Annotated in this window: 25 protein-coding genes; 8 read left to right on the top strand and 17 right to left on the bottom strand. The window is 64.1% G+C overall.

Going from position 1 to position 26,089, the window contains the following annotated elements:
* Positions 1-28 precede the first annotated feature (28 nt).
* The 10 genes from E0501_RS02130 to trpS all read right to left on the bottom strand — a co-directional run bounded on the left by E0501_RS02130 (position 29) and on the right by trpS (position 8,965).
* Positions 29-994 (bottom strand): ABC transporter permease, encoded by a 966-nt coding sequence (locus E0501_RS02130; RefSeq protein ID WP_137699699.1) that lies wholly within the window; start codon positions 992-994, stop codon positions 29-31.
* A gap of 3 nt (positions 995-997) precedes the next feature.
* Complete coding sequence (locus tag E0501_RS02135; RefSeq protein WP_137699700.1) at positions 998-2,089, bottom strand: ABC transporter permease; 1,092 nt, start codon at positions 2,087-2,089, stop codon at positions 998-1,000.
* A complete protein-coding gene (locus tag E0501_RS02140; RefSeq protein ID WP_137699701.1) occupies positions 2,089-3,654 on the bottom strand; it encodes an ABC transporter ATP-binding protein in 1,566 nt (521 codons plus the stop codon). The genes E0501_RS02135 and E0501_RS02140 overlap by 1 nt, the downstream gene beginning before the upstream one ends.
* Before the next feature lie 8 nt (positions 3,655-3,662).
* The gene (locus E0501_RS02145) at positions 3,663-4,652 is read right to left on the bottom strand and encodes a BMP family lipoprotein (RefSeq protein WP_137699702.1); all 990 of its coding nucleotides are present in this window, start codon (positions 4,650-4,652) and stop codon (positions 3,663-3,665) included.
* Between the two features lie 167 nt (positions 4,653-4,819).
* A complete protein-coding gene (locus tag E0501_RS02150; protein WP_137699703.1) occupies positions 4,820-5,236 on the bottom strand; it encodes a GNAT family N-acetyltransferase in 417 nt (138 codons plus the stop codon).
* Positions 5,226-5,819 carry a tRNA (adenosine(37)-N6)-threonylcarbamoyltransferase complex dimerization subunit type 1 TsaB gene (tsaB, locus tag E0501_RS02155; RefSeq protein ID WP_137699704.1) on the bottom strand — a complete coding sequence of 198 codons (594 nt, stop codon included), beginning with the start codon at positions 5,817-5,819 and terminating at the stop codon, positions 5,226-5,228. Before tsaB ends, E0501_RS02150 begins: the two co-directional genes overlap by 11 nt.
* On the bottom strand, positions 5,809-6,372 hold the full coding sequence (locus E0501_RS02160; protein ID WP_137700814.1) for a NifU family protein: 564 nt from the start codon (positions 6,370-6,372) through the stop codon (positions 5,809-5,811). The genes tsaB and E0501_RS02160 overlap by 11 nt, the downstream gene beginning before the upstream one ends.
* Before the next feature lie 83 nt (positions 6,373-6,455).
* Complete coding sequence (locus E0501_RS02165; RefSeq protein WP_137699705.1) at positions 6,456-6,911, bottom strand: universal stress protein; 456 nt, start codon at positions 6,909-6,911, stop codon at positions 6,456-6,458.
* A gap of 58 nt (positions 6,912-6,969) precedes the next feature.
* Complete coding sequence (locus E0501_RS02170; RefSeq protein WP_137699706.1) at positions 6,970-7,839, bottom strand: branched-chain amino acid aminotransferase; 870 nt, start codon at positions 7,837-7,839, stop codon at positions 6,970-6,972.
* A gap of 109 nt (positions 7,840-7,948) precedes the next feature.
* Positions 7,949-8,965 (bottom strand): tryptophan--tRNA ligase, encoded by a 1,017-nt coding sequence (gene trpS / locus E0501_RS02175; RefSeq protein WP_137699707.1) that lies wholly within the window; start codon positions 8,963-8,965, stop codon positions 7,949-7,951.
* A gap of 73 nt (positions 8,966-9,038) precedes the next feature.
* Here trpS and E0501_RS02180 point away from each other — a divergent pair, with 73 nt between their 5' ends.
* Positions 9,039-9,740, top strand: coding sequence for a rhomboid family intramembrane serine protease (locus tag E0501_RS02180; RefSeq protein ID WP_137699708.1), 702 nt, complete (start codon positions 9,039-9,041; stop codon positions 9,738-9,740).
* 424 nt (positions 9,741-10,164) lie between these two features.
* On the opposite strand, the gene murJ is transcribed toward E0501_RS02180, so the two are convergent.
* The 4 genes from murJ to E0501_RS02200 form a co-directional block, all read right to left on the bottom strand.
* The gene (murJ, locus tag E0501_RS02185; RefSeq protein ID WP_137699709.1) at positions 10,165-11,709 is read right to left on the bottom strand and encodes a murein biosynthesis integral membrane protein MurJ; all 1,545 of its coding nucleotides are present in this window, start codon (positions 11,707-11,709) and stop codon (positions 10,165-10,167) included.
* A 193-nt stretch (positions 11,710-11,902) separates the two neighbouring features.
* The gene (locus E0501_RS02190) at positions 11,903-13,336 is read right to left on the bottom strand and encodes a phenylacetate--CoA ligase family protein (RefSeq protein WP_235857728.1); all 1,434 of its coding nucleotides are present in this window, start codon (positions 13,334-13,336) and stop codon (positions 11,903-11,905) included.
* 219 nt (positions 13,337-13,555) lie between these two features.
* A complete protein-coding gene (locus E0501_RS02195; protein ID WP_137699710.1) occupies positions 13,556-16,387 on the bottom strand; it encodes a [protein-PII] uridylyltransferase in 2,832 nt (943 codons plus the stop codon).
* Positions 16,347-17,528 (bottom strand): penicillin-binding protein activator, encoded by a 1,182-nt coding sequence (locus E0501_RS02200; RefSeq protein ID WP_137699711.1) that lies wholly within the window; start codon positions 17,526-17,528, stop codon positions 16,347-16,349. Before E0501_RS02200 ends, E0501_RS02195 begins: the two co-directional genes overlap by 41 nt.
* A gap of 87 nt (positions 17,529-17,615) precedes the next feature.
* Between E0501_RS02200 and rsmI the strand changes: the two genes are divergently transcribed.
* From rsmI to E0501_RS02220, 4 genes are all read left to right on the top strand, one after another.
* Positions 17,616-18,497, top strand: a complete 882-nt coding sequence (gene rsmI / locus E0501_RS02205; RefSeq protein WP_407943391.1) for a 16S rRNA (cytidine(1402)-2'-O)-methyltransferase — start codon at positions 17,616-17,618, stop codon at positions 18,495-18,497.
* Entirely contained in the window at positions 18,494-18,907 is a 414-nt protein-coding gene (locus tag E0501_RS02210) for a YraN family protein (RefSeq protein WP_137699713.1), read from the top strand. The genes rsmI and E0501_RS02210 overlap by 4 nt, the downstream gene beginning before the upstream one ends.
* Before the next feature lie 69 nt (positions 18,908-18,976).
* Entirely contained in the window at positions 18,977-19,912 is a 936-nt protein-coding gene (gene gshB, locus E0501_RS02215) for a glutathione synthase (protein WP_137699714.1), read from the top strand.
* Positions 19,909-20,799, top strand: a complete 891-nt coding sequence (locus E0501_RS02220; protein ID WP_137699715.1) for an alpha/beta hydrolase — start codon at positions 19,909-19,911, stop codon at positions 20,797-20,799. The genes gshB and E0501_RS02220 overlap by 4 nt, the downstream gene beginning before the upstream one ends.
* On the opposite strand, the gene E0501_RS02225 is transcribed toward E0501_RS02220, so the two are convergent.
* From E0501_RS02225 to cobU, 3 genes are all read right to left on the bottom strand, one after another.
* Positions 20,786-22,300: a YifB family Mg chelatase-like AAA ATPase gene (locus E0501_RS02225; protein ID WP_137700816.1), complete on the bottom strand. Its 1,515-nt coding sequence runs from the start codon at positions 22,298-22,300 to the stop codon at positions 20,786-20,788. The two genes, E0501_RS02220 and E0501_RS02225, sit on opposite strands and share 14 nt — an antisense overlap.
* Before the next feature lie 76 nt (positions 22,301-22,376).
* A complete protein-coding gene (locus E0501_RS02230; protein ID WP_137699716.1) occupies positions 22,377-22,949 on the bottom strand; it encodes a histidine phosphatase family protein in 573 nt (190 codons plus the stop codon).
* Complete coding sequence (gene cobU, locus E0501_RS02235) at positions 22,946-23,467, bottom strand: bifunctional adenosylcobinamide kinase/adenosylcobinamide-phosphate guanylyltransferase (protein ID WP_137699717.1); 522 nt, start codon at positions 23,465-23,467, stop codon at positions 22,946-22,948. Before cobU ends, E0501_RS02230 begins: the two co-directional genes overlap by 4 nt.
* 54 nt (positions 23,468-23,521) lie before the next feature.
* Here cobU and E0501_RS02240 point away from each other — a divergent pair, with 54 nt between their 5' ends.
* The 3 genes from E0501_RS02240 to dut all read left to right on the top strand — a co-directional run bounded on the left by E0501_RS02240 (position 23,522) and on the right by dut (position 26,078).
* A complete protein-coding gene (locus tag E0501_RS02240) occupies positions 23,522-24,316 on the top strand; it encodes a ChaN family lipoprotein (RefSeq protein WP_137699718.1) in 795 nt (264 codons plus the stop codon).
* Between the two features lie 61 nt (positions 24,317-24,377).
* Positions 24,378-25,574: a bifunctional phosphopantothenoylcysteine decarboxylase/phosphopantothenate--cysteine ligase CoaBC gene (gene coaBC / locus E0501_RS02245; protein WP_137699719.1), complete on the top strand. Its 1,197-nt coding sequence runs from the start codon at positions 24,378-24,380 to the stop codon at positions 25,572-25,574.
* A 24-nt stretch (positions 25,575-25,598) separates the two neighbouring features.
* Positions 25,599-26,078: a dUTP diphosphatase gene (gene dut, locus E0501_RS02250; protein ID WP_407943392.1), complete on the top strand. Its 480-nt coding sequence runs from the start codon at positions 25,599-25,601 to the stop codon at positions 26,076-26,078.
* Positions 26,079-26,089: the final 11 nt, after the last annotated feature.

Consider the following 26,089-nt stretch of genomic DNA (forward strand, 5'->3'; position numbering starts at 1 on the left):
CAAATATGAATATTTGCCTTGCCGCCGTCTACCTTTCCTTGACGTAGGCTTCGCCTCCAGCGCGCGGTGGAATGGCTTTGCCGACGAAACCGGCGAGAATCACTACCGTCAGGATGTAAGGAAGCGCTTGCACCAGTTGCAGCGGAAGCGGAACGCCGAAAAGCGCGATATTCTGGAACCGTGTCTCGATCGCGAACAGAAACCCGAACAGCAGGCAGGCGGCCAGGGCGTACCAGGGGCGCCATTTGGCAAAGATCAGCGCAGCCAGCGCGATGAAGCCGCGGTTCGCGGTCATGTCCTTGGTAAAGTTCGCTTGCAGCCCGGTGGCAAGGTAGGCTCCGGCCACCCCGCAAAGCACACCGCAAATGATCACGGCGCTATAGCGAAGCCGGATTACCGATACCCCGGCTGTGTCAACGGCTTCGGGGGCTTCGCCTACGGCCCGCAGGCGTAGTCCGAACCGCGACCGATAAAGCACCCACCATGTCACCGGCACCATGGCAAAGGCGACATAGACGAGCACTGAATGCCCCGAAAGAAGCCCCGCGTAGATCGGACCGACAACCGGAGTATCGGCGATCTGATCTGCGAAGGGCAGTTTGATCGGACCGAACCGTGCGCTGCCTTCCAGAGAGGGTGTGCGACCGCCTTCGGAGAACCAGTCTTCGGCTACAAGGACCGTCATCCCGGCCGCGAGGAAATTGATCGCGACACCTGAGATCAACTGGTTGCCACGGTAGTTGATGGATGCAAGCCCATGGATCACAGAAAGGACCAGAGAGGCCCCGATTCCGGCAAGCAAGCCAAGCCAGGCCGATCCGGTCATGAAGGCAATGGCGGCCGAGAAGAACGCCGCGGCCAGCATCTTGCCTTCGAGCCCGATATCGAAAATGCCCGCGCGTTCCGAGTAGAGGCCGGCAAGGCAGGCCAGCAGCAGAGGCGTTGCGCTGCGAACTGTCGAGTCGAGCAATTCGATGAGCGTGAGAAAGTCCATGGTCTAACCCTCCCGCCGCAACGACAGGAACAGGCGTTCCAGCGGCATGCGCACCATGTTGTCCAAGGCACCGGTGAACAGGATCACCAGCGCCTGGATCACCACGATCAATTCGCGTGGGATATTCGTCCAGAGCGCCAGCTCCGCGCCACCCTGGTAGAGAAATCCGAAGAGGATCGCGGCAAGAAAAACGCCCAAGGGATGTGAGCGCCCCATGAGCGCCACGGCGATGCCGATGAAGCCCGCCCCCTCGGTTGAATTGAGGATCAGGCGCTCGGCTTCGCCCTGCGTGGTGTTGACGGCCATCAGGCCGGCCAGCGCACCTGAGATGAGCAGGGCGACGACCGTGATACGGACAGGTGAAATGCCTGCATATTGTGCGGCCGGTTCCGAATGCCCGAAAGCCCGGATGTCATAGCCAAGCCGTGTGCGCCAGATCAGCAGCCAGACCAGAACGCAGGCGAGCACCGCGAAAAAGAACGACACGTTCGCGGGCGACCCACGAAACAGGATCGTCTCCGAAGTCGAGAACATATCGCGGAACGTGGGCAAATGTGTTGGCTCGGGAAACTTCGCGGTTGCGGGATCCATGGCACCCTGTGGCCTGAGCACATTGACCAGCAAGTAGTTCAGAAGCGAGGCGGCGATGAAATTGAACATGATCGTCGTGATCACGATATGGCTACCGCGCTTGGCCTGGAGCCATGCGGGGATGAGTGCCCAGGCGGCTCCGAAGAGCATCGCGGCGAGGCAACTGCCGAGAATGGCAAGGCTCCAATGGGGCCAGGGGACGTAGAGACAGGCCAGCGCGACACCAAGACCACCCAACATGGCCTGGCCTTCGCCACCGATGTTGAACATACGTGCGTGAAACGCGACCGCGACGGCAAGCCCCGTGAACATGAAGTTGGTGGCGTAATATAGCGTGTAGCCCCAACCCGCCGACCGCATCAACGCGCCATCGACCATCAGTTTGAACGCTGCGATCGGATCTTCGCCGATACCGATAATGACGAGGCCAGACAGGAGCGCCGCCAGCAGCAGAGAGATCAGTGGCACCAGGATGGCATCCGCCCATGCCGGCATTTTCTGCATCAGGCGGCCTCCCCGCGGATACCGGCCATCAGCAGGCCGAGTTCGGTTTCGTTGGTTTCATGCGGAAGGCGTTCGCCCATGACCTGGCCATCGAACATCACTGCGATCCGATCAGATAGGGACATGATCTCGTCCAGTTCGACGGACACGAGAAGAATCGCCTTTCCGGCATCGCGAAGCGCGATGAGCTGGCGGTGGATGAACTCGATCGCGCCAATATCGACACCGCGTGTGGGTTGGCCGACCAGTAGCACATCAGGGTTACGCTCGATCTCGCGGGCGACAACGATCTTCTGCTGGTTTCCGCCCGAAAAGTTGCGGGCGAAAAGCCGTGGTGCCGGCGGCCGCACGTCGAAGCGTTCCATCTTGGCTGCCGTTTCGCGCTGGATTGCGCCATTGTCCATCAACACACTGTTGGACTGGTAGGCCGCGTCATGGTGATACCCAAAGGCCATGTTCTCCCAAGCCATGAAATCCATGATCAGGCCCTTGCGCTGGCGGTCTTCGGGGACATGGGCGATGCCCGCCGCGCGCCGGGCCCGGCCATCGGCGCCCTTGCCGGCAAGCGGCAGAGGCTGGCCGTTCACGCGGATCGTTCCCGTCGCGCCCAACATGCCGCCCAGAACCTCGAGCAGTTCGGACTGGCCGTTGCCAGCGACCCCGGCAATTCCTAGGATTTCGCCCGCGCACACATCCAGTGAAACCCCCTTGAGCCGCGCGACGCCCTTGTCGTCGACCACGCGAAGGTTTTCGACCTCGAGGATTTTGTCGCCCGGCTTGGCGGGAGCCTTGTCGACCCGCAGCAGCACCTTGCGCCCCACCATCAACTCGGCCAATTCCTCCGGGCTGGTTTCGGCGGTTTTGACGGTTGCCGTCATTTCACCGCGGCGCATAACGCTGACCGTGTCGGTGGCTTCCATGATTTCGCGCAGTTTGTGCGTTATCAGGATGATGGTCTTTCCCTCGGCTTTCAGCCGGTCGAGAATACGAAACAGCTGATCCGCCTCGGCGGGCGTAAGAACGCCGGTGGGTTCGTCGAGGATGAGGATATCGGCCTGACGATAGAGCGCCTTGAGGATTTCCACGCGCTGTTGCTTGCCCACTCCGATCTCGGAAATCAGCGCGTCCGGATCGACGTGCAGTTCGTATTCCCTTTCCAGTTCGGTCAGGATCTTGCGGGCCTTGGCCAGAGACGGGCGCAGCAGCGCGCCACCCTCGGCGCCAAGAATTACGTTTTCGAGAACCGTGAAGTTATCGACCAGTTTGAAGTGCTGGAACACCATGCCGATGCCTGTGGCTATCGCGGCCTGGCTGTCGGGTATCTGGACTTTTTTGCCGCGGATGAATATCTCGCCTGCATCGGCCTTGTAGAAGCCGTAGAGGATCGACATCAGGGTCGACTTGCCGGCGCCGTTTTCACCGATGATCCCGTGGATCGTGCCGGGCTGGACAGAGATTGAAATGTCCTTGTTGGCCTGAACTGCGCCGAAGGCCTTGGAGATACCGCGAAGCTCGATGGCCGGGGCGGCAGTATCCTGCCGCCCCTTCTCTTTGCCCCCCTGCATCGGTTCTCTTACTCGACCGGGCAGGCGTTGTCGGACATGTAATCATGCACGGCAAGTGCGCCGCTGGCGATCTGGTCCTTGGCGCCATCCACCGCCGCCTTCATCTCGTCCGAGACGAGGGGCGCGTTATGTTCGTCCATAGCATAATCGATGCCGCCATTTGCAACGCCCATCACATTGAAGCCGGTTTCAAGGTTCTCGCCCATCTTCATGGCCTCGTACACAGCATTGTCGACGCGCTTCATCATCGAGGTCAGAACCTTGCCCGGGTGCATGTAGTTCTGGTTGCTGTCTACGCCGATCGACAGGATGTTTTCATCGGCTGCGGTCTGCAGAACGCCGACACCGGTGCCGCCCGCCGCTGCGTAAACCACGTCCGCCCCCTGGCTAATCTGCGCCTTGGTGAGTTCCGAACCTTTCACCGGGTCATTCCATGCTGCGGGCGTCGTGCCTGTCATGTTCTGGATCACGGTCGCATCGGGGTTCACCGCCTTGACGCCCTGCACGTAACCGCAGGCGAATTTGCGGATCAGCGGGATATCCATGCCACCGATAAAGCCCACCGTGCCGGATGTCGATGCCATCGCGGCCATCATGCCGACGAGGTATGAGCCTTCGTGCTCGTTGAAGACGACTGAGCGGACATTCGGCGCATCGACCACCATGTCGATGATGGCGAACTTGGTGTCGGGATAGTCCGGCGCCACTTCGCCGAGGACGTTGCCGAAGGCAAAGCCGGTCATGACGATCGGATTGGCGCCGGCTTCGGCGAAACGGCGAAGCGCCTGTTCGCGCTGGGCTTCGGACTGAAGCTCGATTTCGCGGAATGTGCCGCCCGATTCATCCGCCCAGCGTTTGGCGCCATTGAAGGCGGCTTCGTTGAACGACTTGTCGAACTTGCCACCCAGATCGAAGATCAGGGCCGGTTCTGACAGGGCGGCGCCAGCTGACAGCGCAAGGGCCGCGGCGGTGCTCAGAAACTTGTGTACGAAGGTCATGGTTTTCTCCCAGTTGGTAAGGTGGACAGGACTGGCTTCTGTGCGGCCTTGCCATGTCGCGCAAACGAGCAGATCACGTGCGATCAAGAGCAATTTAGGACGCAGTCACACCGGTGCGTCAACCTGTAAGTGCATGGGAGCGTCCGGCCTGGACGGGTGACGAAAGGTCAAGCGTCGAATGATCGGCGCATGATCAACGCGTCGGCCGCCGCCCCGTTTGCGCGGTGATAATACCCGGGACGGCGCGCGACTATGGCGTAACCTTGCGTTTCATAAAGCAGGTGTGCGGCGGTATTGTCAGCCGCGACCTCCAGGAAGGCCGTGCTGGCGCCGCGGGCGCCTGCGGTATCTTCGAATGCCGACAGGCAAGCCCGGGCGAGGCCCTGCCGGCGGTAATCGGGGGCGGTCGCGATCGTCAGAAGCTCGGCTTCGTCCGCGATGACGCGGCCAAGCGCGAAGGCGGCGCCGCGCACCTCAAGAAACACGTGGGGATCATTCAGCAGGGACCGGAACTCGTCCGCGCTCCAGGGTCGGCTCTCGGGGAAGGCGCGTGCATAGAGGCGGGACAGGGCGTCAGGTATCATTGGCCAGTATTACCGGTGGGGCCTCGCGCGAAGGGGCAGCATCGGCGGGCCGGATGTAAAGCGGGGCCGGGGGGATGATGCCGTGTCCCTGTGACGCCAGGCGGGCAATGTTCCTTGCCAGAAGCCCGGGGGCGGGGGGGGGAAGAACCGGTTGTGCGTACTCGGCCAGTTCCGCCTTGCCGACCAGTTGCCCGGGCTTTCCGGCCAGGCGAGCATAAAACTGATCGCGCGGGGCAGGGACGATGGCGACGATCGGGTCGTCGTAGTCGATCTGGGTGGCGTCGAAGCTGTTGATCCCGCGCGCCGGAATGCCAAGCGCCAGGGCGAGGCCACGCGCGGCGGCGACGGAAATGCGGATGCCAGTGAAATTGCCGGGCCCGATGCCAACGCCGATCGCGTGAAGATCGCTCCAGCTCTTGCCGCCGTCAGCGAGTACGGCCTCAAGCATCGGGAACAGATGCTCTGCCTGTCCGCGCCCCATTTCGGCGGCACGGCTGGCGATGATCTGCTCGCCGCATAGCAAAGCGGCCGCGCAATGCGCGGCCGATGTGTCAAATCCCAGAACGCAGGTGTCAGACGGCAACCGGGCGTACCTCGGTAACCTCGGGGATATAGTGGCGCAGCAGGTTCTCGATGCCCATCTTCAACGTCAGAGTGGACGAGGGGCAGCCGGCGCAGGCACCCTGCATGTGCAGGTATACAATGCCTTTTTCAAACCCGTGAAAGGTGATGTCACCGCCGTCCTGAGCCACGGCGGGGCGCACGCGCGTATCGAGCAACACCTTGATCTGGTTGACGATCGCGCTATCCGGGCCATCGTTTTCGGTGTGCCCGCTCGACGCTTCGGCGCCTTCCGCCATAACCGGCTGGCCGGATTGGAAATGTTCCATAATAGCGCCCAGAATGGCGGGCTTGATATGGTCCCATTCGACCGCGTCGGTTTTCGTCACGGTGACGAAGTCATTGCCAAGGAAAACGCCCTTGACCCCGTCAACCGAGAAAACCCGCGCGGCGAGCGGCGAAACATCTTTGCCAACAGCGTCCGGGAAATCTGCCGTACCGGCCTCTAGTACAGTCTGGCCCGGCAGGAATTTCAAGGTTGCGGGGTTCGGGGTGGATTCGGTTTGAATAAACATGTGGCGCGCACCTTTCGTTTCGTGTTCCGATATGCGCCTCGCGGCTTGCGAAGTCAAGGTTTGGAACGATTCTAAGGTATTCGTCAGGTGATGGCTTCGAGCCGTTCCTTGGACATGTCACCCGGCACGATCGTGATCGGAACCGGCAATGAACCCGATGTGCGGGTCATCTGCGTAACAAGTGGGCCCGGGCCTTTCTTGTCGGTTCCGGCGCCCAGAACCAGCACGCCGATCTCGGGGTCATCCTTGATCTGCGCCAGGATTTCGGTGATCGGTTCGCCTTCGCGGATCACCAGCTCGGGATCGATGTTCTGCTTGTCGCGCATCCACTTGGCGAACACCTCGAAATGCGCTTCGATCCGTTCGCGCGCTTCTTCGCGCATGATGTCGCCAACGCCGATCCAGTGATTGAATTCATCCGGCGGTATCACGGCCAGAACCTCGACCCCTCCGCCGGTATGCGAGGCCCGCATCGCGGCAAAACGCATGGCGTTCAGGCATTCGCGGCTGTCGTCGAGAACAACGAGGAATTTGCGCATCTGGCTTTTCTCCCTTTGACGCGATCATGGCCGAAGGCCTGATCGCTCGTAACAAGTCTTATCCGTTCGAAGCGGCCCAGTCCCAGTAGAGTTCGCGCACGCGGCGGGTTACGGGGCCTACCTGGTATTGCGTGTCGTCGAACGCGGTGACCGGTGTAACCTTAGCCATGTTGCCCGACAGGAACACCTCGTCCGCGGCGTGGAAATCATCGAAGCTCAGCACGGTTTCATGCACGGTGACGCCCTCGGCGGCCAGATTGCTGATATGGCGTGCGCGAGTGATGCCCGACAGGAACGTGCCATTGGCGATCGGGGTGAAAACTTCGCCGTCCTTGACCATGAAGACGTTGGCGGTGGCGGTTTCGGCGACGTTGCCCAGGGCATCGGCCACCAGCGCGTTGCCAAAGCCCTTGGACTTGGCTTCTTTCAGCATGCGCGCATTGTTGGGATAGAGGCACCCCGCCTTTGCGTTCACTACAGCATCTTCCAGCACCGGTCGGCGAAAGCGCGTGCGTGTCAGCGTCGTGGTTGCGGTCGCGGACGACATCGGGATTGCCTCGAGGCAGACACAGAAGCCGGTTTCATCAGCTTTGGGCGCGATGGCCGAAGAAGTCATGTCGCCATCGATGCCCCAATACATCGGGCGGATATAGACGGCTTCGGACTTGTCATACAGTGCGAGACCTTCGCGAATGATCTCGACCATGTTTTCGGCCGTGACCGTGGGCGTCAGCATCAGCGCCTCGGCCGAGCGGTTGACGCGGGCACAATGCGCATCCAGATCGGGCGCCAGCCCGTCGAAATAGCGGGCCCCGTCGAACACGGTGGTCCCCAGCCAGCTGCCATGATCGGCCGATGTCATCACCGGCACCTCGCCCGCGTGCCAGGTGCCGTTGAAATAGGTGCGGATATTGCTGCCCACTGCCATCTGTCATCTCCCTTGCGCAGGGGGCAGGTTAGGGCGGCCTGCAAAGGGCGTAAAGAGCGAACCGCGCCACCGCGACACGAGGTACCGCACGCCGCAGATGTCGATGGGTTCAGCGCACCATGCCGACGATGTCGTAGGTGCGCTGCAGGATAGGCGCAGCGATGGCGCGCGCGCGATCCGAGCCGCGGTGCAGGATGGCATCTATTTCCGCCGGGTCCTGCATCAGGCGCGCCATCTCGCCCGAGATCGGGGCCAGTTTTTCAACGGCGAGTTCCGATAACATCGGCTTGAACTCGGAAAACTGCTTGCCGCCGACATCGCGCAACACGTTCTCGACCGTCGTGTCCGACAATGCCGCATAAATGTTAACAAGGTTTCGTGCCTCCGGACGGTCGTCCAATCCCTTAGCTTCCGAGGGCAGCGCCTCGGGGTCTGTCTTGGCCTTGCGGATCTTTTTCGCAATCGCATCGGCATCGTCGGTCATGTTGATACGGCTGGCATCCGAGGGGTCGGACTTTGACATTTTCTTCGATCCGTCGCGCAGGCTCATCACCCGGGTGGCGGCGCCTTCGATCACCGGTTCGGTGATGGGGAAGAAATCGACCTTGTAATCGTGGTTGAACTTGATCGCGATGTCGCGGGTCAGTTCCAGGTGCTGCTTCTGGTCTTCGCCCACGGGCACGTGAGTGGCGTGGTAGATCAGGATGTCGGCCGCCATCAGCGCCGGGTAGGCGAACAGCCCCAGCGAGGCATTCTGCGCGTTCTTGCCCGCCTTGTCCTTGAACTGGGTCATGCGCTGCATCCAGCCCATGCGTGCAACGCAGTTGAAGATCCAGGCCAGCTGGGCATGCTCGGCCACCTGCGACTGGTTGAACAGAATGGATTTTTCCGGGTCGAGACCGGACGCGATGAAACCTGCGCAGAGCTCGCGCGTGGCATGGGCCAGCTTCTCGGGATCCTGCCAGACGGTGATCGCGTGCAGGTCGACCATGCAGTAGATCGTTTCCATGCCGCTTTCCTGCATCTCGACAAAGCGCTTGATCGCGCCGAGATAGTTGCCCAGCGTCAGCCCGCCCGAGGGCTGGATGCCGGAAAAGACGCGGGGGGTAAAGGCGGCCTCGGTCATCGCTGATCTCCGTCTGGATTTATGGGTGCGGCTGGCTTACCCATGGGGCAAAGCCCCGTCAAGGAAGTGAGGCATGAGCGAAAGTTACAATCCCGGCCCGGTCAACCCCGTGTCGCCCGCAGTGGTGGCACTGTTTCTGGCGATGCTGGTCATTGAGATCGCCTTTACCCTTGGAAACCAGGGGGTTGTCGGCGGACCCGGAGCGGTGGGCTGGCGCGCGGCAGCGATCCAGGCATACGGGTTCAACGGGCCGGTCTTCGACTGGATGGTGACGCAGGGGCGCTGGCCTACAGAGCACGTGATGCGCTTCGTCACCTACCTGTTCGTGCATGGGTCGATCACGCATATGGTGGTGGCCGGCGTGATCCTGCTGGCGCTGGGCAAGTTCGTGGGCGACGTGTTCGCCTGGTGGGCGGTGCTGGTCGTTTTCTTTGGCGCTGGCATCGGCGGGGCGGCGGTATGGGGCCTGGTGCTGGACGATCCGCGTTATCTTATCGGCGCCTTTCCAGGGGTTTACGGGCTGATCGGCGCCTTCACCTACGTGATCTGGCTGCGGCTTGGGCAGACAGGGGAAAGTCGTGCGAGAGCTTTCGCGCTGATTGGCATGCTGGCCGTGATCCAGCTTGTCTTCGGTCTTTACTACTTCATGATCGGGGTTGATGGCGGCACCGAGTGGCTGGCGGATCTGGCCGGGTTCGGTTGCGGATTCCTTTTGTCCTTCGTGGTCAGCCCCGGCGGCTGGCAGCGCCTTCGCGAAAAACTGCGCCACGACTGAGCGTTCGCCGGGCTTAACGCCGCCGCGGCGCGGCGAAAGCCAGGGGGTGATCCGCGGCTGTCCCCCGGCTGACATGCGTGCACCGCCGCATCGCGGCAAGTCTTTACGCTTTCTTCAGTTAACCGCGCGTGCGGTGGGCCGCCCCCCGGCACACGGCCCGCCCGCCCACCCCCGTGTGCCGGGGGGCTTGGCGCGCCATGGCAAACGGCGCGCGCGTAGAGAGGGCGGAGTTTGAGTATTTGGACCAAGAAAGAGCGAAGGATCGGATGGCCCATGTCTCTTTCTTGGCAAAAATACTCAATGGCCTGACCGATCGGTCGGCGGCGCGGTGGAGGATCAGGCAGGCGGATGATGGCCTGGCGGGGCCGAGGCGCCAGCCGAGGCCCCGCCCCGCCGCGACGCGTGGAACACGCGGCGCAAAACCTTAGTTGCCGCGGCGCAGGGCGGCGCGGAACTCGTGCAGGGCGAAGGCGCCGAGTAGCTGGCCTGAGAGAAAGTAACTGACCATACCCGATCCAACCAGCACAGCGAGCGCGAGGTAGCGCCAGCCCGGCGCTGTGATCCAGGGGCCGAGCAGCAGGTTCACACCCCAGAGCACGGCCCCCATGATCACTGAGGCGGCGATGATGCGCCAGATGCGGCGGCGGAAGCGGGTGTCGAACCGCGCGACGTCACCCATGGGGCGGGCGCCGCGGGCAAGCAGCCAGACCAGCGTCCAGCCCGCCAGCGTGGTGGCCAGCGCCGCGGCGATCCAGCCGATATAGAAGTGCAGGCCGATCGCGACCACCGCGTTGACCACCATTGCCCAGAGCGCGTAGCGAAAGGGTGTGCGGGTGTCCTCGCGCGCGAAGTAGAGAGGCTGCAACACTTTCTGCAGCACGAAGGCGGGCAGGCCGAGCCCGTAGACGGCGACGGCAAGGGCGATGGCGGCGCTGTCATCGGCTGTTTGCTGTCCGCGTTCGAACAGTACCGAAACGAGGGGCAGCGGGATCACCACGAGCGCGACCGCCGAGGGTATCGTGAGCGCCAGCGCGATCTCGCCCGCGCGGGAAAACGCGTGGCGCGCGCCGTCGCCGTCATCGTCGCGCAGCCGGCGCGAGAGGTCGGGTAGAAGCACGATGCCCACGGCAATGCCGACCACGCCCAGAGGCAGCTGGTAGAGCCGGTCGGCGGCGAAAAGCCAGCTGACCGCGGCATCGTAGCGCGAGGCAACCTGCTGGCCGACAAGCAGGTTGATCTGCATGACGCCGGATGAGAGCGCGGCTGGGATAGCCACGACGACGAGGTGCTTCATTTCGGGTGACCAGCGCGGCCGGCCCGGGCGGATGGAAATGCCCGCGCGGTGGGCGGCGGTCCAGACCAGGGTGAGCTGGGCGATGCCGGCCACGGGGATGGTCCAGACCAGCCAGCGGATGACCTCGCCCCCGAGAACGGCGCCGGCGGCCATGGCGCAGATCACGAAGATGTTGAGCAGAACCGGTGCCGCGGCGGCGGCGGCAAAGCGGCCGGTGGCGTTGAGTACGCCCGAAAAGAGCGCCGAGAGCGACATGAAGAGGATGTAGGGAAAGACGATGCGTCCGTACCCCACGGTCAGGTCGAACCGAGCGTCGCCCGAGAAGCCTTCGGCCGTGGCCCAGACGAAGGCCGGCATGAAGACCATCGCCAGCGCGGTCAGGATCAGCACGAGGAAGGCCAGCCCGTTGAAGGCTTCGCGCGCGAAGCCCTCGGCGTTGTCGCCGGCCTCATAGCGTTTGGCGAACTGGGGCACAAAGGCGGCGTTGAAGGCGCCCTCAGCGAAGAAGCGGCGGAACATGTTGGGCAGGCGGAAGGCAGCGACGAAAGCGTCCATCACCGGACCGGGGCCGATGAAAGCGAGGATCATCATCTCGCGCACGAAGCCGAGGATGCGGCTGGCCAGCGTCCAGAACCCCACGGTGAGAAAGCCGGAGACGAGGCGGATGGGTTTCATGGGTCTGCTCGTACGCTATGCGGCCAAACCGGCCTTGTTTTCCACCTTATAGCCGGTTGCGCCGGTTGGGGGAATGGGGAGCGGTTGAATGTCGTATGAGAGCCCTTTTTGCGGGTCTTAAGCTCAACGCAGAAAGTCCGTTTTTCAGAAGCCTGAAATCCGAGAACGTTCGGGGGGCGAGGCACAGATCTGCTCACTTGGGCACTGACTGGTGCACACCCAATTCTGAAGTGCTTCCTGTCTTGGCGCTTCGCAAAGGCACGACTTCGTGGAATTTTCCGCTCGCGGTGAATTCGGGAGGGGCTTCTGCGGCCCGCACCGTGACATCATCCAGACCGTTATCGCGAAACACGCGCTGCACCGATGCGATGACCTCTTGAAAGACAGGCCCTGCCGCCGCGCCTTCGGCCAGTTGTATGCGCAACTCGAAATCGCGTTCACCAATCTGGACCAGCTGGATACGCTGGGCCTGGTCGTGTTCAAGATCGAAGACCAGCGGCGATAGCGTCACCTCGCCCACCCGAACGAGCGTCGCCTGGCGCCCCTCCACCTCGAAACTGCGAAACGGCGATCCGCAGGGGCAGGTGTCCTCGTAAAAGCGAACACAGTCGCCAAGATCGTATCGGATGAAGGGCTGCACCTCGTTGGCGAGCACCGTCAGCAGTACGGTCGCAGATAACGTGCCGTCGGGAACGGGCCGCATTGCTTCGTCGACCGCCTCGAGGATGACCCAGTCTTCGTTCACGTGCTTCCGCCCGTGGCTACATTCGAACGAAAGCGCCAGGCACTCGGTACACCCATAGGGATCAGAAATGCCGTATTTCAGCGAGGGGAAGGCTCGTCGAGCCCGCTCGCGAAGGTCACCCGTCAGTGTCTCGCCCCCCGTGGTAAAGAACGCGGGCTCGATCTGTAGCCGCCCGGCCTCCTTTTCCCTGACCAGAATGGCCAGCATGCTCGGGTAAGTCACGATCCAAGAGATGTTCGCAATCGCATTGAGTCTGTCAACGAGCTGACCAATTGGCTGCTCGGCCTCGATGAAGGTTATCCCAAACCCCTTCGCCAACCGCGGACTCAACCGTTGCACCAGTTTGTTGAACCCGTTTCCGGCGAAGTGGCCATGCCCTCCTGTGATCGTCACCCTCACGCCGAGCTTGCGAACGTCTCGCACGAGCTTGCGATGGTATCTTTCGAAGCGCGCCAGCATGATGCCAGAGGCGTATTCGACGAAGGATTCGGACAAGACGATGACAGCAGGTTCGCCCGATGTTCCGGAGGTCTGAAAGACGGCAACATCGTCGATCGGCACGCCAACCTTTTCGATGTCCCGGAGATGCTCGCGGGCCCTCTCGAGAGGAAGGGAGCGGATCGTCAACCAGTCATCGAACTTCGACATGAGGTCTGGTTTGCGGGTCACCGGCAAGTCGCGCAATTCGATCTCGCTTGAGGGTCGCAGATCCGCGTAGAGCTTGCGAAACAGAGGGGAGTCGCGCCGCACCTTCTCAACCAGTCGCCGCAGATTGCGGAGTTGCTTGGTTTCAATACGCTTCCGCCCGCCCCAGCCTGTCCAGAGTCCGCCGGCCAAATAACCCAATGCTTTGCAAAGGCTGAAACGCATGACTTCAGACACTGCCTGTTCTTTATTTCCGGTGTGTAGATATCCAATGACTGGAGATTACACTAAAGAGCTCCATTTCATTTCACTACTGTCGAATCTTGTACTCGCGCTCGCCTCGGGCCGTACTGCATTCCGCGAAAGCGGGCATAGAGGCATCGAGACTGAACGTCCGCTTATTCCCGCGGGCTCTAAATGCGCCACCACAGGCAAGATTTCGAGCCGGAGCACCGTTCACTGCCCCCGCGCCCGTTCCACGCCGATCTCGATCGCCTCGCGCAGTTTCTTCTCGAGCGCGCGCTGCTTGGCGTCGGAGTGCAGTTTCAGGCCGAACATGTCCTTGATGTAGAAGCTGTCGACCACCTGTTCGCCATAGGTCGCGATCACGGCGGAGGCGATGTAGATGTTGTTGTTCGCCAATGTGCGCGTGAGATCGAACAAGAGGCCGGGGCGGTCGCGGGTGTCGACCTCGATGATGGTGTAAATCTCCGAGCCTTCGTTGTCGAAGGTGATCGAGGTGGGCACGCGGAAGGCCTTTTCGCGCTTCTTGAACTTGTCGCGGTCGGCCATGGCGTCGCGGGCGATGACCTCGCCTTTCAGGGTCTTGTGGATCATGCCTTCGAGGCGTTTGAGTTTGCCGGCCTCGTAGGGGTGGCCCTCGGCGTCCTGGATCCAGAAGGCGGCGGTGGCGTAGCCGTCCTTGGTGGTGAAGGTGCGCGCATCGACGATATTGGCGCCAACGAGCGCCAGCGCGCCGCACATGCGGCTGAAGATGCCGGGGTGGTCGGTCATCGCGAAACAGGCGCGGGTGGCGTCGCGGTCCTCGTCGGGGTGCAGGTCGATGCGAATCTCGTCGTCGCCGATGCCTTTGAGCAGGCGGGCAAAAACCACGTGCGCGGTGACGTGCAGGCCCTGCCAGTAGGGATCGTAGTGGCGCGAGGTTTCGAGCTTGAGGTCGGCCGCGTCCCAGTCGGGCAGAGCCTCGCGCAGGTTCTTCTTGGCCTCAGTGCCGCGCACCTCGCGGCTGATCGCCTCGATGCCTTCCTCGAGCGCGAGCCGTGTCTGGCGGTAGAGCGCGCGCAGGAGCACGGCCTTCCAGTTGTTCCAGACATTGGGGCCGACGCCGCGTATGTCGCAGACCGTCAGCAGCAGGAGAAGGTCGAGCCGTTTGACGCTGCCCACCGCCTTGGCGAAATCGCGCACGGTGCGCGGATCGGCGATGTCGCGTTTCTGGGCCATGTCCGACATCAGCAGGTGATATCGCACCAGCCATTCGACAGTGTCGACCTCTTTCGGCTTGAGCCCAAGCCGCGGGGCCACGCGGCGGGCGATCTGGGCGCCGAGGATCGAATGGTCGATGTCACGGCCCTTGCCGATGTCATGGCAGAGCATGGCGACCATCAGTACTTTGCGGTTCAGGCCCTTCTTTTGCAGGATCTCGGCCGAGATCGGCAGTTCCTCGTCCAGCTCGCCGCGTTCGATGGCGTTGAAGTTCGAGATCACCTGGATGGTATGTTCGTCCACCGTGTAGGAGTGATACATGTTGAACTGCATCATCGCCACGATCGGCTCGAACTCGGGGATGAAGGCGGCAAGCACCCCCAGTTCGTTCATCCGGCGCAGTGCGCGTTCGGGATTGCCGTGCTTCAGCAGCAGGTCGAGGAAGATGCGGTTGGCCTCCTTGTCCTCGCGCATCTCGTCATTGATCATGTCGAGGTTTGCCGTGACCAGGCGCATCGCATCGGGATGGATGAGCATGCCGGTGCGCAGGCCTTCCTCGAACAGCCGCAGGATGTTGAGCCGGTCGGCGAGGAACTGTTTTTCGTTCTCGATGGCCAGCCGTCCATGCACTTCCCTGTAGCCGGGTTTGAGCTTGCGGCGGCGTTTGAAGATGCGTTCGAGCAGGGGTTCACCCTTGGCGTGGGTGGCCTCGAGCTTGGTCAGGAAGATGCGGGTCAGATCGCCCACGCGGGTGGCGTGGCGGAAATAGTCCTGCATGAAATGTTCTACCGCGCGGCGCCCGCCCTTGTCTTCGTATCCCATCCGGTCGGCCACCTGGACCTGCAGGTCGAAGGTCAGCTGGTCGTTGGGGCGCCCGGTGATCAGGTGCAGGTGGCAGCGCACCGCCCAGAGGAAATTCTCGGCTTTTTCGAAGGTGCGCATTTCGTCCTCGGTGAAGACCTTGAGGCGGACGAGTTCGCGCGCATCCTGGACGTCATGGATATACTTGGCGATCCAGAACAGCGATTGCAGGTCGCGCAAGCCGCCCTTGCCCTCTTTCACGTTGGGCTCGACCACGTAGCGTTCGCCCTGCTTGAGGTGGCGGGCTTCCCGTTCGGAGAGCTTGGCCTCGATGAATTCGCGTTCGCTGCCCTTGAACAGGTCCTTGCGCAGGGTCTTGTCTAGTTCACCGGCGAGCGCAGCATCGCCGATCAGGTAACGGTGTTCCAGAAGCGCGGTGCGGATGGTGAAATCCTCGCGCCCCAGCCGGATGCAGTCCTTTACCGTCCGGCTGGCATGGCCGACCTTGAGCCGCAGATCCCACAGGATATAGAGCATCGACTCGATCACGCTCTCGGCCCAGGGGGTGATCTTGTAGGGGGTGAGGAACAGCAGATCGACGTCCGACTGCGGTGCCATTTCACCGCGGCCATAGCCGCCCACGGCCAGAAGCGATATCCGCTCGCCCTCGGTCGGGGTGTTGAGTGGGTGGATATGCGTGGTGACCAGGTGGAAAGTGCAGCCGATCAGGCAATCGGTCAGCCAGCTGTAGGCGCGGGTGACGGGGCGGGCGGCGAAGGGCTCTTGCGCGAAGCCATCCGCGATTGCCTGGAACCCCTTCTTGCGCGCGTCCATAAGGATCTTGACCGCGGCGGCGCGCAGCGCGGTTTCGCCTGAGGCGTCCTCGGCGGCCCGGGTCAGCGTGGCGCAGACCTGCGCGCGGTCGAACACCGCGTCCGCCGGGCAGATCAGGTTATCCGGCGGCGAGACGAGAGCAGGAATGTCGAAGAGCTGGGACGCCGGATCAGAATCCGGCGCCAGCGAAGGAGTTCGGGGCAGGGTCAATCACAACCACCTGTTTTTCGCGGATCGTGGCCACGGCGAGGCCGCGTTCATTGGTGCCGTCGGGGCGCAGGCGGAAGATGCCCGTCGCCCCCTGGAAGCCCGCGCCCTGGGTGAGCGCCGCGCCGGAAAGCGCGTTGGACTTGCCCGCCTTGACCAGCGCGCCGATGGCGGCGACGCCATCATAGGCAAGCCCGGCAATCGGATGCGGCGCTGTGCCGTGCGCCGCGCTGTAGCGGGTGGCAAAGGCCTGGGTCTTGCCCGGGTCGGGCAGGGCGAACCAGCCCCCCTGCAGCCCCGGAAGTTCCAGCGTCTGCGGCGGGATATCCCACCGTGTGAGCCCGATATACTGCGTCGTGGCCGGGCCGAGGCCGGTTTCAGGGAGCATTTGAGCAAAGAGCGGCAGGGCACCAGCGGTGTTTGCAGTCAAGAAGAGGGCGTCGGCCTGCCCGGCCAGGGCGGCGGCCTTGATACGCGGCACAGCCGCGACGACACCCTGCTGGCTGAACGGGTAGCTGACGGTGCCTGCGAGCGTCGCGCCGTTGGCGGCTACCGCCTGCTGGATTGCCCGGCTGCCCAGTTGACCGGCGAGATCCTCGGAATGCACCACGAGAATGCGCGACTTGCCCTGCCGGCGTGCGAAACTGGCGAGGCGGGTGGCAGTGGTGTTGAAGGTGGGCCCGAGAATAAAGACGTTTCCGCCGGCGATGGTGGCGTTGTTGGAAAACGTCAGAACATTGACGTTCTGCGAAGCCACGGCGACACCTGCGGCATTGGCGGCTTCGCCGTAAACCGGGCCGAGGATGATCTTGGCGCCGTCGGCCACCGCCTGCTTGGCGGCGGACTGTGCCTGCGCGGCATTGCCCGCGGTGGAATAGACCCGAAGATCGATCTGCACGCCGTTCAGATCGGCCGCGGCAAGACGCGCTGCGTTTTCTAGGCTCTTGGCGAGAAGCTCATCGTTGGCCTGACCCGACCCGCGCGGCACGAGAAGCGCCACCGGCACCGGTGCCGAGGTGTCGATCGACGGGCCGCCCCCACCGCCGGGAACGACAATAGGCTGACAGGCGGCCAGCCACGCCACCGACAGAAGGGCGATGAGGCGGGCGGCTCTCTTGCGGATTGGGGTCAAAACGGCAAACATGGGTAACTTCTCACTCCCTCTCGTGTCGCCTGCCAGCGCAGGCGGCGCTTTGAGCAGAGATAATAAACGTCACGATCATGGGGTCCAGTGGTGAATCCGAAATCCTCCGATCTTGAGCCGGGACTCTACCTCGTGGCGGTGCCGATCGGTACGGCGCGTGATATCACGCTGAGGGCGCTGGACATCCTGGCCAGCGCCGATGTGATCGCGGCTGAAGACACCCGCTCGACGCGACGGCTGATGGAAATTCACGGGGTGGCGCTGGGAGACCGGCCGCTGGTGGCCTATCACGATCACAACGGGGAAAGGATGCGGCCAAGGCTTCTGGCGTGGCTGGAAGAGGGTAAATCGGTGGCCTATGCATCCGAAGCGGGCACGCCGATGGTGGCCGATCCGGGGTTCGATCTGGCGCGCGCGGCCCGTGCGGCGGGCATCGCGGTAACGACGGCGCCGGGGCCGTCAGCCGTGATCACGGCGCTGACCCTTTCGGGCTTGCCGACGGATCGGTTTCTTTTTGCCGGTTTCCTGCCCAATAGCACGGGCAAGCGGAAATCCGCGCTGCGGGAACTGGCGGATGTGCCCGCGACGCTGGTGTTTTACGAATCGCCCAAGCGGACGGCGGCGGCCCTGGCCGACATGGCCGCAGAACTGGGGAGCGAGCGGCCCGCGGCGATCTGCCGGGAACTGACCAAGAAATTCGAGGAAATCCTGACCGGGACGCTTTCGGAACTGGCTGAACAGGCCGCCGTCCGCCCACCCAAGGGCGAGGTCGTGCTGGTGGTGGGGCGCGGTGATTCATTGAATGTTAGTGAAATTGATGTCGGATTGCGCCTGAAAGAGGTGATGCCGGGGCGTTCGCTGCGCGATGCGGCGGATATCGTGGCTGCGGAAACCGGGATGAAGCGGCGCGACGTGTATCAGAAGGCGCTGGCGCTGTCGCGCGATGCAGATGCTGAGGACATGGGATGACGGCAATTCCGGAAACAGGCTGTGCCGATGGAGCGCCCGTTTCCGCGCGGCGCCGGCGCGGGCTGCGCGCCCATCTGGCGGGCGCGGAGGCGGAGGCGCAGGTGGCCCGCCACTACGAGGATCGGGGACTGAGCGTGGCGCACCACCGGTGGCGCGGGCGTGGTGGCGAGATCGACCTGGTGCTGCGTGATGGCGCCGCTCTGGTTTTTGTCGAGGTGAAACGCGCGACTGTTCATGCACAGGCGGCCGATAGCGTTTCGGCAACACAGGCGGCGCGGATATGCGCGGCGGCGCAGGAGTACTTGGCTGGCGAGCCCGCGGGCGAACTGACCGAGATGCGTATCGATGTGGCGCTGGTGGACCGGCAGGGAGCCGTTGAGATCATTGAGAACGCGCTGGGACAGTTCTGAGCCGGAGTGGATTGCGAAACCCGCTGGCATGGGCCATGTAAGGGCAAGACTGCCCAAGGGATGAGACCCATGAAAATCGCAATCCAGATGGACCCGATCGGCCCGATCGACATCAACGCCGACAGCACGTTCCGCATCGCCGAGGAAGCGCAGGCGCGCGGACACGAGCTTTTCTACTACACGCCCGAACACCTGGCCTATCAGGAGGGGCGGGTGACCGCGCGCGGCTGGCCGCTGGAGGTGCAGCGAGTAGAGGGCGATCATTTCCGGCTGGGCGCGCAGGCCGAGGTGGACCTGTCGGACTATGACGTGGTCTGGCTGCGCCAGGATCCGCCGTTTGACATGTTCTACATCACCACCACGCACCTGCTGCAGCGGCTGACGCCGAAGACACTGGTGGTGAACGATCCCTTCTGGGTGCGAAACTACCCCGAGAAACTGCTGGTGCTGGATTTTCCGGACCTGACGCCGCCGACCACGATTGCGCGTGACCTGGACACGATCCGCGCCTTCAAGGACAAGCATGGCGATATCATCCTGAAACCGCTGTACGGCAATGGCGGTGCAGGGGTGTTCCGGCTGACCCAGTCGGACCGCAACCTGAGTTCGCTGCACGAGCTGTTTACCGGGTTCAGCCGCGAGCCGCTGATCGTGCAGAAATTCCTGCCCGATGTCAGCAATGGCGACAAGCGGGTGATCCTGGTCGATGGCGAAGCCGTAGGTGCGATCAACCGGGTGCCGGCCGAGGGCGAAACGCGTTCGAACATGCATGTGGGCGGACGCCCCGAGAAAATCGCGCTGAGTGCGCGGGATCGCGAGATCTGCGCGCGGATCGGCCCGCTTCTGCGGGAAAAGGGGCAGGTTTTCGTGGGCATCGACGTGATCGGTGACTACCTGACCGAGATCAACGTGACCTCGCCCACCGGTATCCAGGAGCTTGAGCGGTTCGACGGTATCAATGTCGCCGCGAAGATCTGGGAGGCGATCGAGGCGAAACGGGCATGAGCCTGCGCCGCATTGCCCTGAACCTGTTCCTGAGAACCTTCGAGAAGCCGCACCTGGCGCGGATCGAGGACCCGGTGGAATTGCGCGCGATGTTCGAGCGCAAGGCGCGATGGCTGTTTCACGGGCCGCGCGGTTCGACCTATGCGGGGATGGAACTGGGCGATGTCCCCGGGCTGAAGGTGACCGGACCGGGCGCGGACGAGGCGGGCGCGATCCTGTATTTTCACGGGGGCGGTTATGTCTTTGGGTCGCCCCGGACGCACAAGGCGATGCTGGCACGGCTGTCGCGGCTGACGGGCCGGGTGGCGTGGTTACCCGATTATCGCAAGGCGCCCGAGCATGCCTTTCCGGCGGCGGTCGAGGACGCGCTGGCCGCCTATCGTGCGCTGATCGAGATGGTGCCGGCCGGGCGCGTGGTGATCGGCGGCGACAGCGCGGGAGGGGGCTTGGCGCTCGCGCTGCTGGGCGAGATCTGCCGGCTTGATCTGCCACAGCCGCAGGCGTGCTTCGCCTTTTCGCCACTGACCGACATGACGTTTTCGGGCGCGTCCTATAGCGCCAACGAGACGGCAGAGGCGATGCTGCCGGCCACGCGCGAGCATGACATCGCTGAGATGTATTTGGCCGACGCTGATCCGACCGACCCGCGCGCGACGCCACTCAATGCCGGTTTCGCCGGGGCCGGACCGGTATGGCTGAGCGTCGGCGACACAGAGATATTGCTGGATGACACGCGGCGCATGGCCGAGGTGATGCGCGCGCAGAGTGTCGAGGTGACCGAGGTGATCGAGCATGACCTACCGCATGTCTGGCCGATTTTTCAGCGCATGCTGCCCGAGGCGGATGCCACGCTGAAGGCGCTGGCGCGCTGGATCAGTTCTCGCTGACGGTGGAGAGGCGGTAGCTGACAGCTTCGGCCACGTGGGGGTGGCGGACATCTTCGGAGGCATCGAGATCGGCGATGGTGCGGGCCACGCGCAACACGCGGTGATAGCCGCGGGCGGACAGCCCGAAACGTTCGGCCACGCGGGTGAGCAGGTCGCGCCCCTGCGCATCGGGCGTGGCGATCTCTTCGAGACGCGCGCCTTCGGCGTCGGCGTTGAGCCGCGTTGGTCCGGCCTCCGCGAAGCGGCTCGCCTGAACCGCGCGGGCGGCGGCGACGCGTTCGGCCACCTGGGCCGAGCTGTCGCCCGAGGCGGGCAGGTCGAGATCGGTAAAGGCCACCGGGGGCACCTCGATCCGCAGATCGAAGCGGTCCATCAACGGGCCGGAAATGCGGCCCAGGTAATCTTCGCCGCATTGGGGGACGCGGGCGCAGGCGCGCGAGGGATCGGACAGGTAGCCGCATTTGCAGGGATTGGCGGCGGCGACCAGCATGAAGCGGCAGGGGTATTTCACATGGGCATTGGCGCGGGCGACCATCACCTCGCCCGTCTCAATCGGCTGACGCAGGGTTTCCAGAACGGTACGGGGAAACTCGGGGAACTCATCCATGAAGAGAACGCCGTTATGCGCGAGCGATATCTCGCCCGGTTTCGCGTTGCGCCCACCGCCGACGATGGCCGCCATGGATGCGGTGTGATGCGGTTCGCGAAACGGGCGGGTGCGGGAAATGCCGCCTTCATCGAGCAGGCCCGAAAGCGAATGGATCATCGAGGTTTCCAACGCCTCGGGCGCGGTAAGTGGCGGCAGGATCGTGGGGATACGCGCGGCCAGCATGGATTTGCCCGAGCCGGGCGTACCGACCATCATCAGGTGGTGGCGGCCAGCGGCGGCGATTTCGAGCGCGCGCTTGGCGCGTTCCTGGCCCTTGACGTCGCGCAGGTTACGGCCCTGCACGCTTTCGCAGACCTCGCCGGGTTCGGCCGGGGTGAGGGGCGCCTGGCCGGTGAGGTGGCGCACCATGTCCGAGAGGCGTTCGGCGGCGATCACCTGCGTGGCGCCGACCCAGGCGGCCTCGGCCCCCGAAGCGGCGGGACAGAGCAGGGTGCGATCCTCCTCGGCGGCGGCCATGGCGGCGGGCAGCGCTCCGTTAACGGGGACGAGCGCGCCGTCGAGCGAAAGCTCGCCGAGAGAGGTGGTGGTTTCGACCGCGTCGGGCGGGACGATTTCAAGCGCGGCCAGAAGGGCCAGCGCGATCGGCAGGTCGAAATGGCTGCCTTCCTTGGGCATGTCGGCGGGCGAAAGGTTGATGGTGATGCGCTTTGAGGGCAGGGCGATCGACATCGCGTTGAGCGCAGTGCGCACCCGGTCACGCGCTTCGCTGACCGCCTTGTCGGGCAGGCCGACGATGGAGAAGGCAGGCAGGCCGGGGGTGACGGCGCATTGCACCTCGACATGGCGCGCCTCGACCCCTTCGAAGGCGACGGTATGGGCGCGTGCGATCATTGTGGCTCCGATCATGGTTAACGTTGGTTAACCGGTAGCGCGTCGGGGGTTTAGGAATGGTTAACGCCAGGGCGTTTCAGGGCAGATGGTTGAACCGCGCGGCCTGCCAGCCGCCACCCTTCCAATGCAGTTCGGTCACCGACAGGTTTTCGATGCGGTGCGAGAACGCTTCGTAGGGCGTCAGGCTAAGGGCCTGCTGCAACTGGGTGAGGATCACGCCGAAATGGGCGACGGCGACGATGTCCTGCCCCGGGTGGGCGGCCAGAAGCCGGGCGACGGCGGCATCGACGCGGCTGGACAGTTCATGCCAGCTTTCGCCGCCGGGGGGGCGGATATCGCCGGGGTTTTCCCAGAACCGGCGGGCGTGGGCCTGATCCTCGATCTCGTCATGGCGTTTGAGTTCCCAGTCGCCGAAATGCATCTCGCGCAGGTCGGGATCGTGGGGCAGGCGCCGACGGGGGCCCGCGATGGCATCGGCTGTGGCGGCGGCGCGCGACAGGTCGGAGGAGATCACGGGCGCATCGGCTGGCAGGGCGGCGGAAAGGCGGGCGAGCTGCGCGGTATCGGACAAATCGGCCGGCAGGTCGGACCAGCCGACCATGGTTTTCGCATGGGTGGGGCCATGGCGGATCCAGAATATCCGGCTCATGCGGCGGGGCCCTTGAGGGTGACGGGCAGGCCCGCAGCGACAAGAACCACGCGCGCGGCGCGGGCGCCGATGGCCTGGTTGAGGCGGCCCTGCGCATTGGCAAAGCGCCGCGCCAGCGCGTTTTCCGGCACGCCCGACAGGCCGACCTCGTTCGAGACGACGGTGACATCGCTGGGGCAATGGGCCAGCGCGGCGAGAAGCTCTTCCTCTTCGGCATCAAGGTTGCTGTCGGCCAGCATGTGATTGCTGAGCCACATGGTGGCGCAGTCGAAGAGTATGGCATGACCGGCGGGGGCATTTTGCAGGTAACGCGCGACGGCAAGGGGTTCTTCCACCGTCTGCCAGCCTGCACCGCGATCGTCGCGGTGGCGCGCGATCTTGGCCTGCATCTCCGCGTCGAAGGCCTGCGCGGTGGCGAGATATATGCGCGGTTTGCCCGACTGGCGCACGAGCCCCTCGGCAAAGGCGGATTTGCCGCTGGCGATACCGCCGAGAACGAGGGTGAGTTGCGCGGGCATGGCGGGCTCCTTATCTGAGGCTGGACGTAGCAGAGCGCGGGCACGGAGGGAAGCATGGGCCGGATGGTTGCACTGTTCTGGATGGTTCTGGCGGGCGCGGTTGCGGCAGCGGACATCCCCGACGGCATGGCCAACGCGCAGGTGGTGGTGCTGGGCGAGGTGCATGACAACCCGCATGCGCACGCGCGCCAGGCCGAACTGGTGGCGGCGCTGAAGCCCAGGGCGCTGGTCTTCGAGATGCTGACGGATGCGCAGGCCGCCGCCGTGACGCCGGACGTGCGTGGCGATGCGGTGGCGCTGGAGGCGGCCCTGGGCTGGGAGGCGGCGGGCTGGCCGGACTTCGAGATGTATTACCCGATTTTCGCGGCTGCACCGCAGGCGGGTGTTTATGGCGGCGCTGTACCACGCGGTGAGGCGCGCGCCGCTATGGAAGCGGGTGTAGCCGAGTGGTTCGGCGCGGGGGCCGCGCGCTATGGACTGGGCGAGGCGCTGGACCCCGATCAACAGGAGCTGCGCGAGGAAATGCAGCACCTGGCGCATTGCGAGGCGCTGCCCGCCGAGATGCTGCCGGTGATGGTCGAGTTGCAACGGTTGCGCGATGCGGTTCTGGCGCGGGCGGTGATGGCGGCGCTGGAGGAGACGGGCGGGCTGGTGGCGGTGATCACCGGGAATGGCCATGCGCGGCGCGACTGGGGCATGCCCGCGTTTGTGGCGCGCGCGGCACCGGATGTTTCCGTGTTTTCGCTGGCGATTGCCGAGCCGGGCGGGGCCGAGGGTGTGTTCGATGCCATCGAAGAGGTGCCGGCGGCCGAGCGCGAGGACCCTTGCGCGGCGTTCGACAAGGGGTGACACCATTGTTTTCGGTCCCCGACCGCCGTAACACTAGGCGGACACCAAACGGGAGGTCGGGATGCTGGCCGGAAAACGTGTTCTTCTGATCATCGGTGGCGGGATCTCTGCCTATAAATGCCTTGAGCTGATCAGGCGCCTGAAAGAGCGCGGTGCGGCGGTGACGCCGGTGCTGACGCGGGCGGCGCAGGAATTCGTAACGCCGCTGAGCGTGGCGGCGCTGGCGGGCGAGAAAGCCTATACTGACCTTTTCGACCTGACCGACGAGGCCGAAATGGGCCATATCCAGCTGAGCCGCGTGGCCGATCTGGTGGTGGTGGCGCCGGCGACGGCGGACCTGTTGGCCAAGATGGCGGGGGGGCATGCCGATGACCTAGCCTCGACCCTGTTGATGGCGACGGATACGCCGGTTCTGGCCGCGCCGGCCATGAACGTGCGGATGTACGAGCATCCGGCGACACAGCGGAACCTGACAACGCTGGCCGGCGACGGTGTGCGCCTTGTCGGACCGAACGCGGGCGACATGGCCTGCGGCGAGTTCGGACCCGGGCGCATGGCCGAACCGATGGAGATCGTCGAGGCGGTGGGCATGGCGTTGGCCGATGGGCCGCTGAAGGGGCGGCGGATCTTGGTCACGAGCGGACCCACACATGAGCCGATCGATCCGGTGCGTTATATCGCCAACCGCTCGTCCGGGGCGCAGGGCACGGCGATTGCCGAGGCGCTGGCGGGGCTGGGCGCAGAGGTGGTGTTTGTCACCGGCCCGGCCGAGACGCCGCGCCCGGCCGGCGTTGAGGTGATCGAAGTGGAAAGCGCGAATGATATGCTGGATGCGGTGCGGGGCGCGTTGCCGGTTGCGGCGGGGGTGTTCGCGGCGGCGGTGGCCGATTGGCGCGTGGCGCGTGAAAGCGTGTCGAAGATCAAGAAGGAAAAGGGCAAATTGCCCACGCTGGAATTTGCCGAGAACCCCGACATCCTGGCCACGATCAGCCAGATGAAAAAGGGCCGGCCAGCACTGGTGGTGGGGTTCGCGGCCGAAACCGACGACGTGGTCGAGCATGCGCGCGCCAAGCGGGAGCGCAAGGGGTGTGACTGGATCGTGGCCAATGACGTGCGCCCCGAGACGGGTATCATGGGTGGTGCGGAAAACGCCGTGCACCTGATTACCGAGGAGGGTGTCGAGGATTGGCCGCGCATGGGCAAGGACGAGGTGGCGCGGCGGTTGGCGGCGCGCATCGCCGAGGCGCTGGAGCAGTAGGTTTTATGCCTCCGACGGGAGTATTTGGAGCAAGATGAAGGGCTGGGCGTGGTTCAAGTGAAGCTGAGCTGGGTGGAGGGTGCCGACCGCGAGGTTGCGCTGCCGTCCTACGAGACGCCGGGCGCGGCGGGGGCGGATGTGCGCGCCAACCTGCCCGACCGGGGCAAGGTGGTGCTGGAACCGGGGCAGAGGGCGCTGGTGCCGACGGGCTTGAAGATGGAGATTCCGAGCGGCTACGAGGTGCAGGTGCGGCCACGATCCGGCCTGGCGCTGAAGCAGGGCATCATGCTGCCCAACAGCCCGGGCACGATCGACAGCGACTATCGCGGAGAGCTGGGGGTGATCGTTCTGAATGCCGGGCAGGAGGTTGTCGAACTGGCGCATGGCGAGCGGATCGCGCAGCTGGTCGTGGCGCCGGTGATACAGGCGGATTTCGCACTGAGCGACGCGTTGAGCGAGACCGGGCGCGGCGCGGGCGGGTTCGGCTCGACCGGGCGGGCATGACGGGGCGGCTC

This window comes from Marimonas lutisalis (assembly GCF_005434965.1).
Classification (GTDB): Bacteria; Pseudomonadota; Alphaproteobacteria; order Rhodobacterales; family Rhodobacteraceae; genus Marimonas_A; species Marimonas_A lutisalis.

Bases quoted from the DNA above. Each gene is read 5' to 3' on its own strand.
- E0501_RS02165 (WP_137699705.1), bottom strand. From the start codon at position 6,911: ATGCGCAAATTCCTCGTTGTTCTCGACGACAGCCGCGAATGCCTGAAC.
- gshB (WP_137699714.1), top strand. From the start codon at position 18,977: ATGAAAATCGCAATCCAGATGGACCCGATCGGCCCGATCGACATCAAC.
- cobU (WP_137699717.1), bottom strand. From the start codon at position 23,467: ATGCCCGCGCAACTCACCCTCGTTCTCGGCGGTATCGCCAGCGGCAAA.
- coaBC (WP_137699719.1), top strand. From the start codon at position 24,378: ATGCTGGCCGGAAAACGTGTTCTTCTGATCATCGGTGGCGGGATCTCT.
- E0501_RS02145 (WP_137699702.1), bottom strand. From the start codon at position 4,652: ATGACCTTCGTACACAAGTTTCTGAGCACCGCCGCGGCCCTTGCGCTG.
- E0501_RS02220 (WP_137699715.1), top strand. From the start codon at position 19,909: ATGAGCCTGCGCCGCATTGCCCTGAACCTGTTCCTGAGAACCTTCGAG.
- E0501_RS02180 (WP_137699708.1), top strand. From the start codon at position 9,039: ATGAGCGAAAGTTACAATCCCGGCCCGGTCAACCCCGTGTCGCCCGCA.
- E0501_RS02160 (WP_137700814.1), bottom strand. From the start codon at position 6,372: ATGTTTATTCAAACCGAATCCACCCCGAACCCCGCAACCTTGAAATTC.
- E0501_RS02225 (WP_137700816.1), bottom strand. From the start codon at position 22,300: ATGATCGCACGCGCCCATACCGTCGCCTTCGAAGGGGTCGAGGCGCGC.
- E0501_RS02200 (WP_137699711.1), bottom strand. From the start codon at position 17,528: ATGTTTGCCGTTTTGACCCCAATCCGCAAGAGAGCCGCCCGCCTCATC.
- E0501_RS02170 (WP_137699706.1), bottom strand. From the start codon at position 7,839: ATGGCAGTGGGCAGCAATATCCGCACCTATTTCAACGGCACCTGGCAC.
- E0501_RS02240 (WP_137699718.1), top strand. From the start codon at position 23,522: ATGGGCCGGATGGTTGCACTGTTCTGGATGGTTCTGGCGGGCGCGGTT.
- E0501_RS02130 (WP_137699699.1), bottom strand. From the start codon at position 994: ATGGACTTTCTCACGCTCATCGAATTGCTCGACTCGACAGTTCGCAGC.
- E0501_RS02135 (WP_137699700.1), bottom strand. From the start codon at position 2,089: ATGCAGAAAATGCCGGCATGGGCGGATGCCATCCTGGTGCCACTGATC.
- trpS (WP_137699707.1), bottom strand. From the start codon at position 8,965: ATGACCGAGGCCGCCTTTACCCCCCGCGTCTTTTCCGGCATCCAGCCC.
- E0501_RS02230 (WP_137699716.1), bottom strand. From the start codon at position 22,949: ATGAGCCGGATATTCTGGATCCGCCATGGCCCCACCCATGCGAAAACC.
- E0501_RS02150 (WP_137699703.1), bottom strand. From the start codon at position 5,236: ATGATACCTGACGCCCTGTCCCGCCTCTATGCACGCGCCTTCCCCGAG.
- E0501_RS02210 (WP_137699713.1), top strand. From the start codon at position 18,494: ATGACGGCAATTCCGGAAACAGGCTGTGCCGATGGAGCGCCCGTTTCC.
- murJ (WP_137699709.1), bottom strand. From the start codon at position 11,709: ATGAAACCCATCCGCCTCGTCTCCGGCTTTCTCACCGTGGGGTTCTGG.
- E0501_RS02140 (WP_137699701.1), bottom strand. From the start codon at position 3,654: ATGCAGGGGGGCAAAGAGAAGGGGCGGCAGGATACTGCCGCCCCGGCC.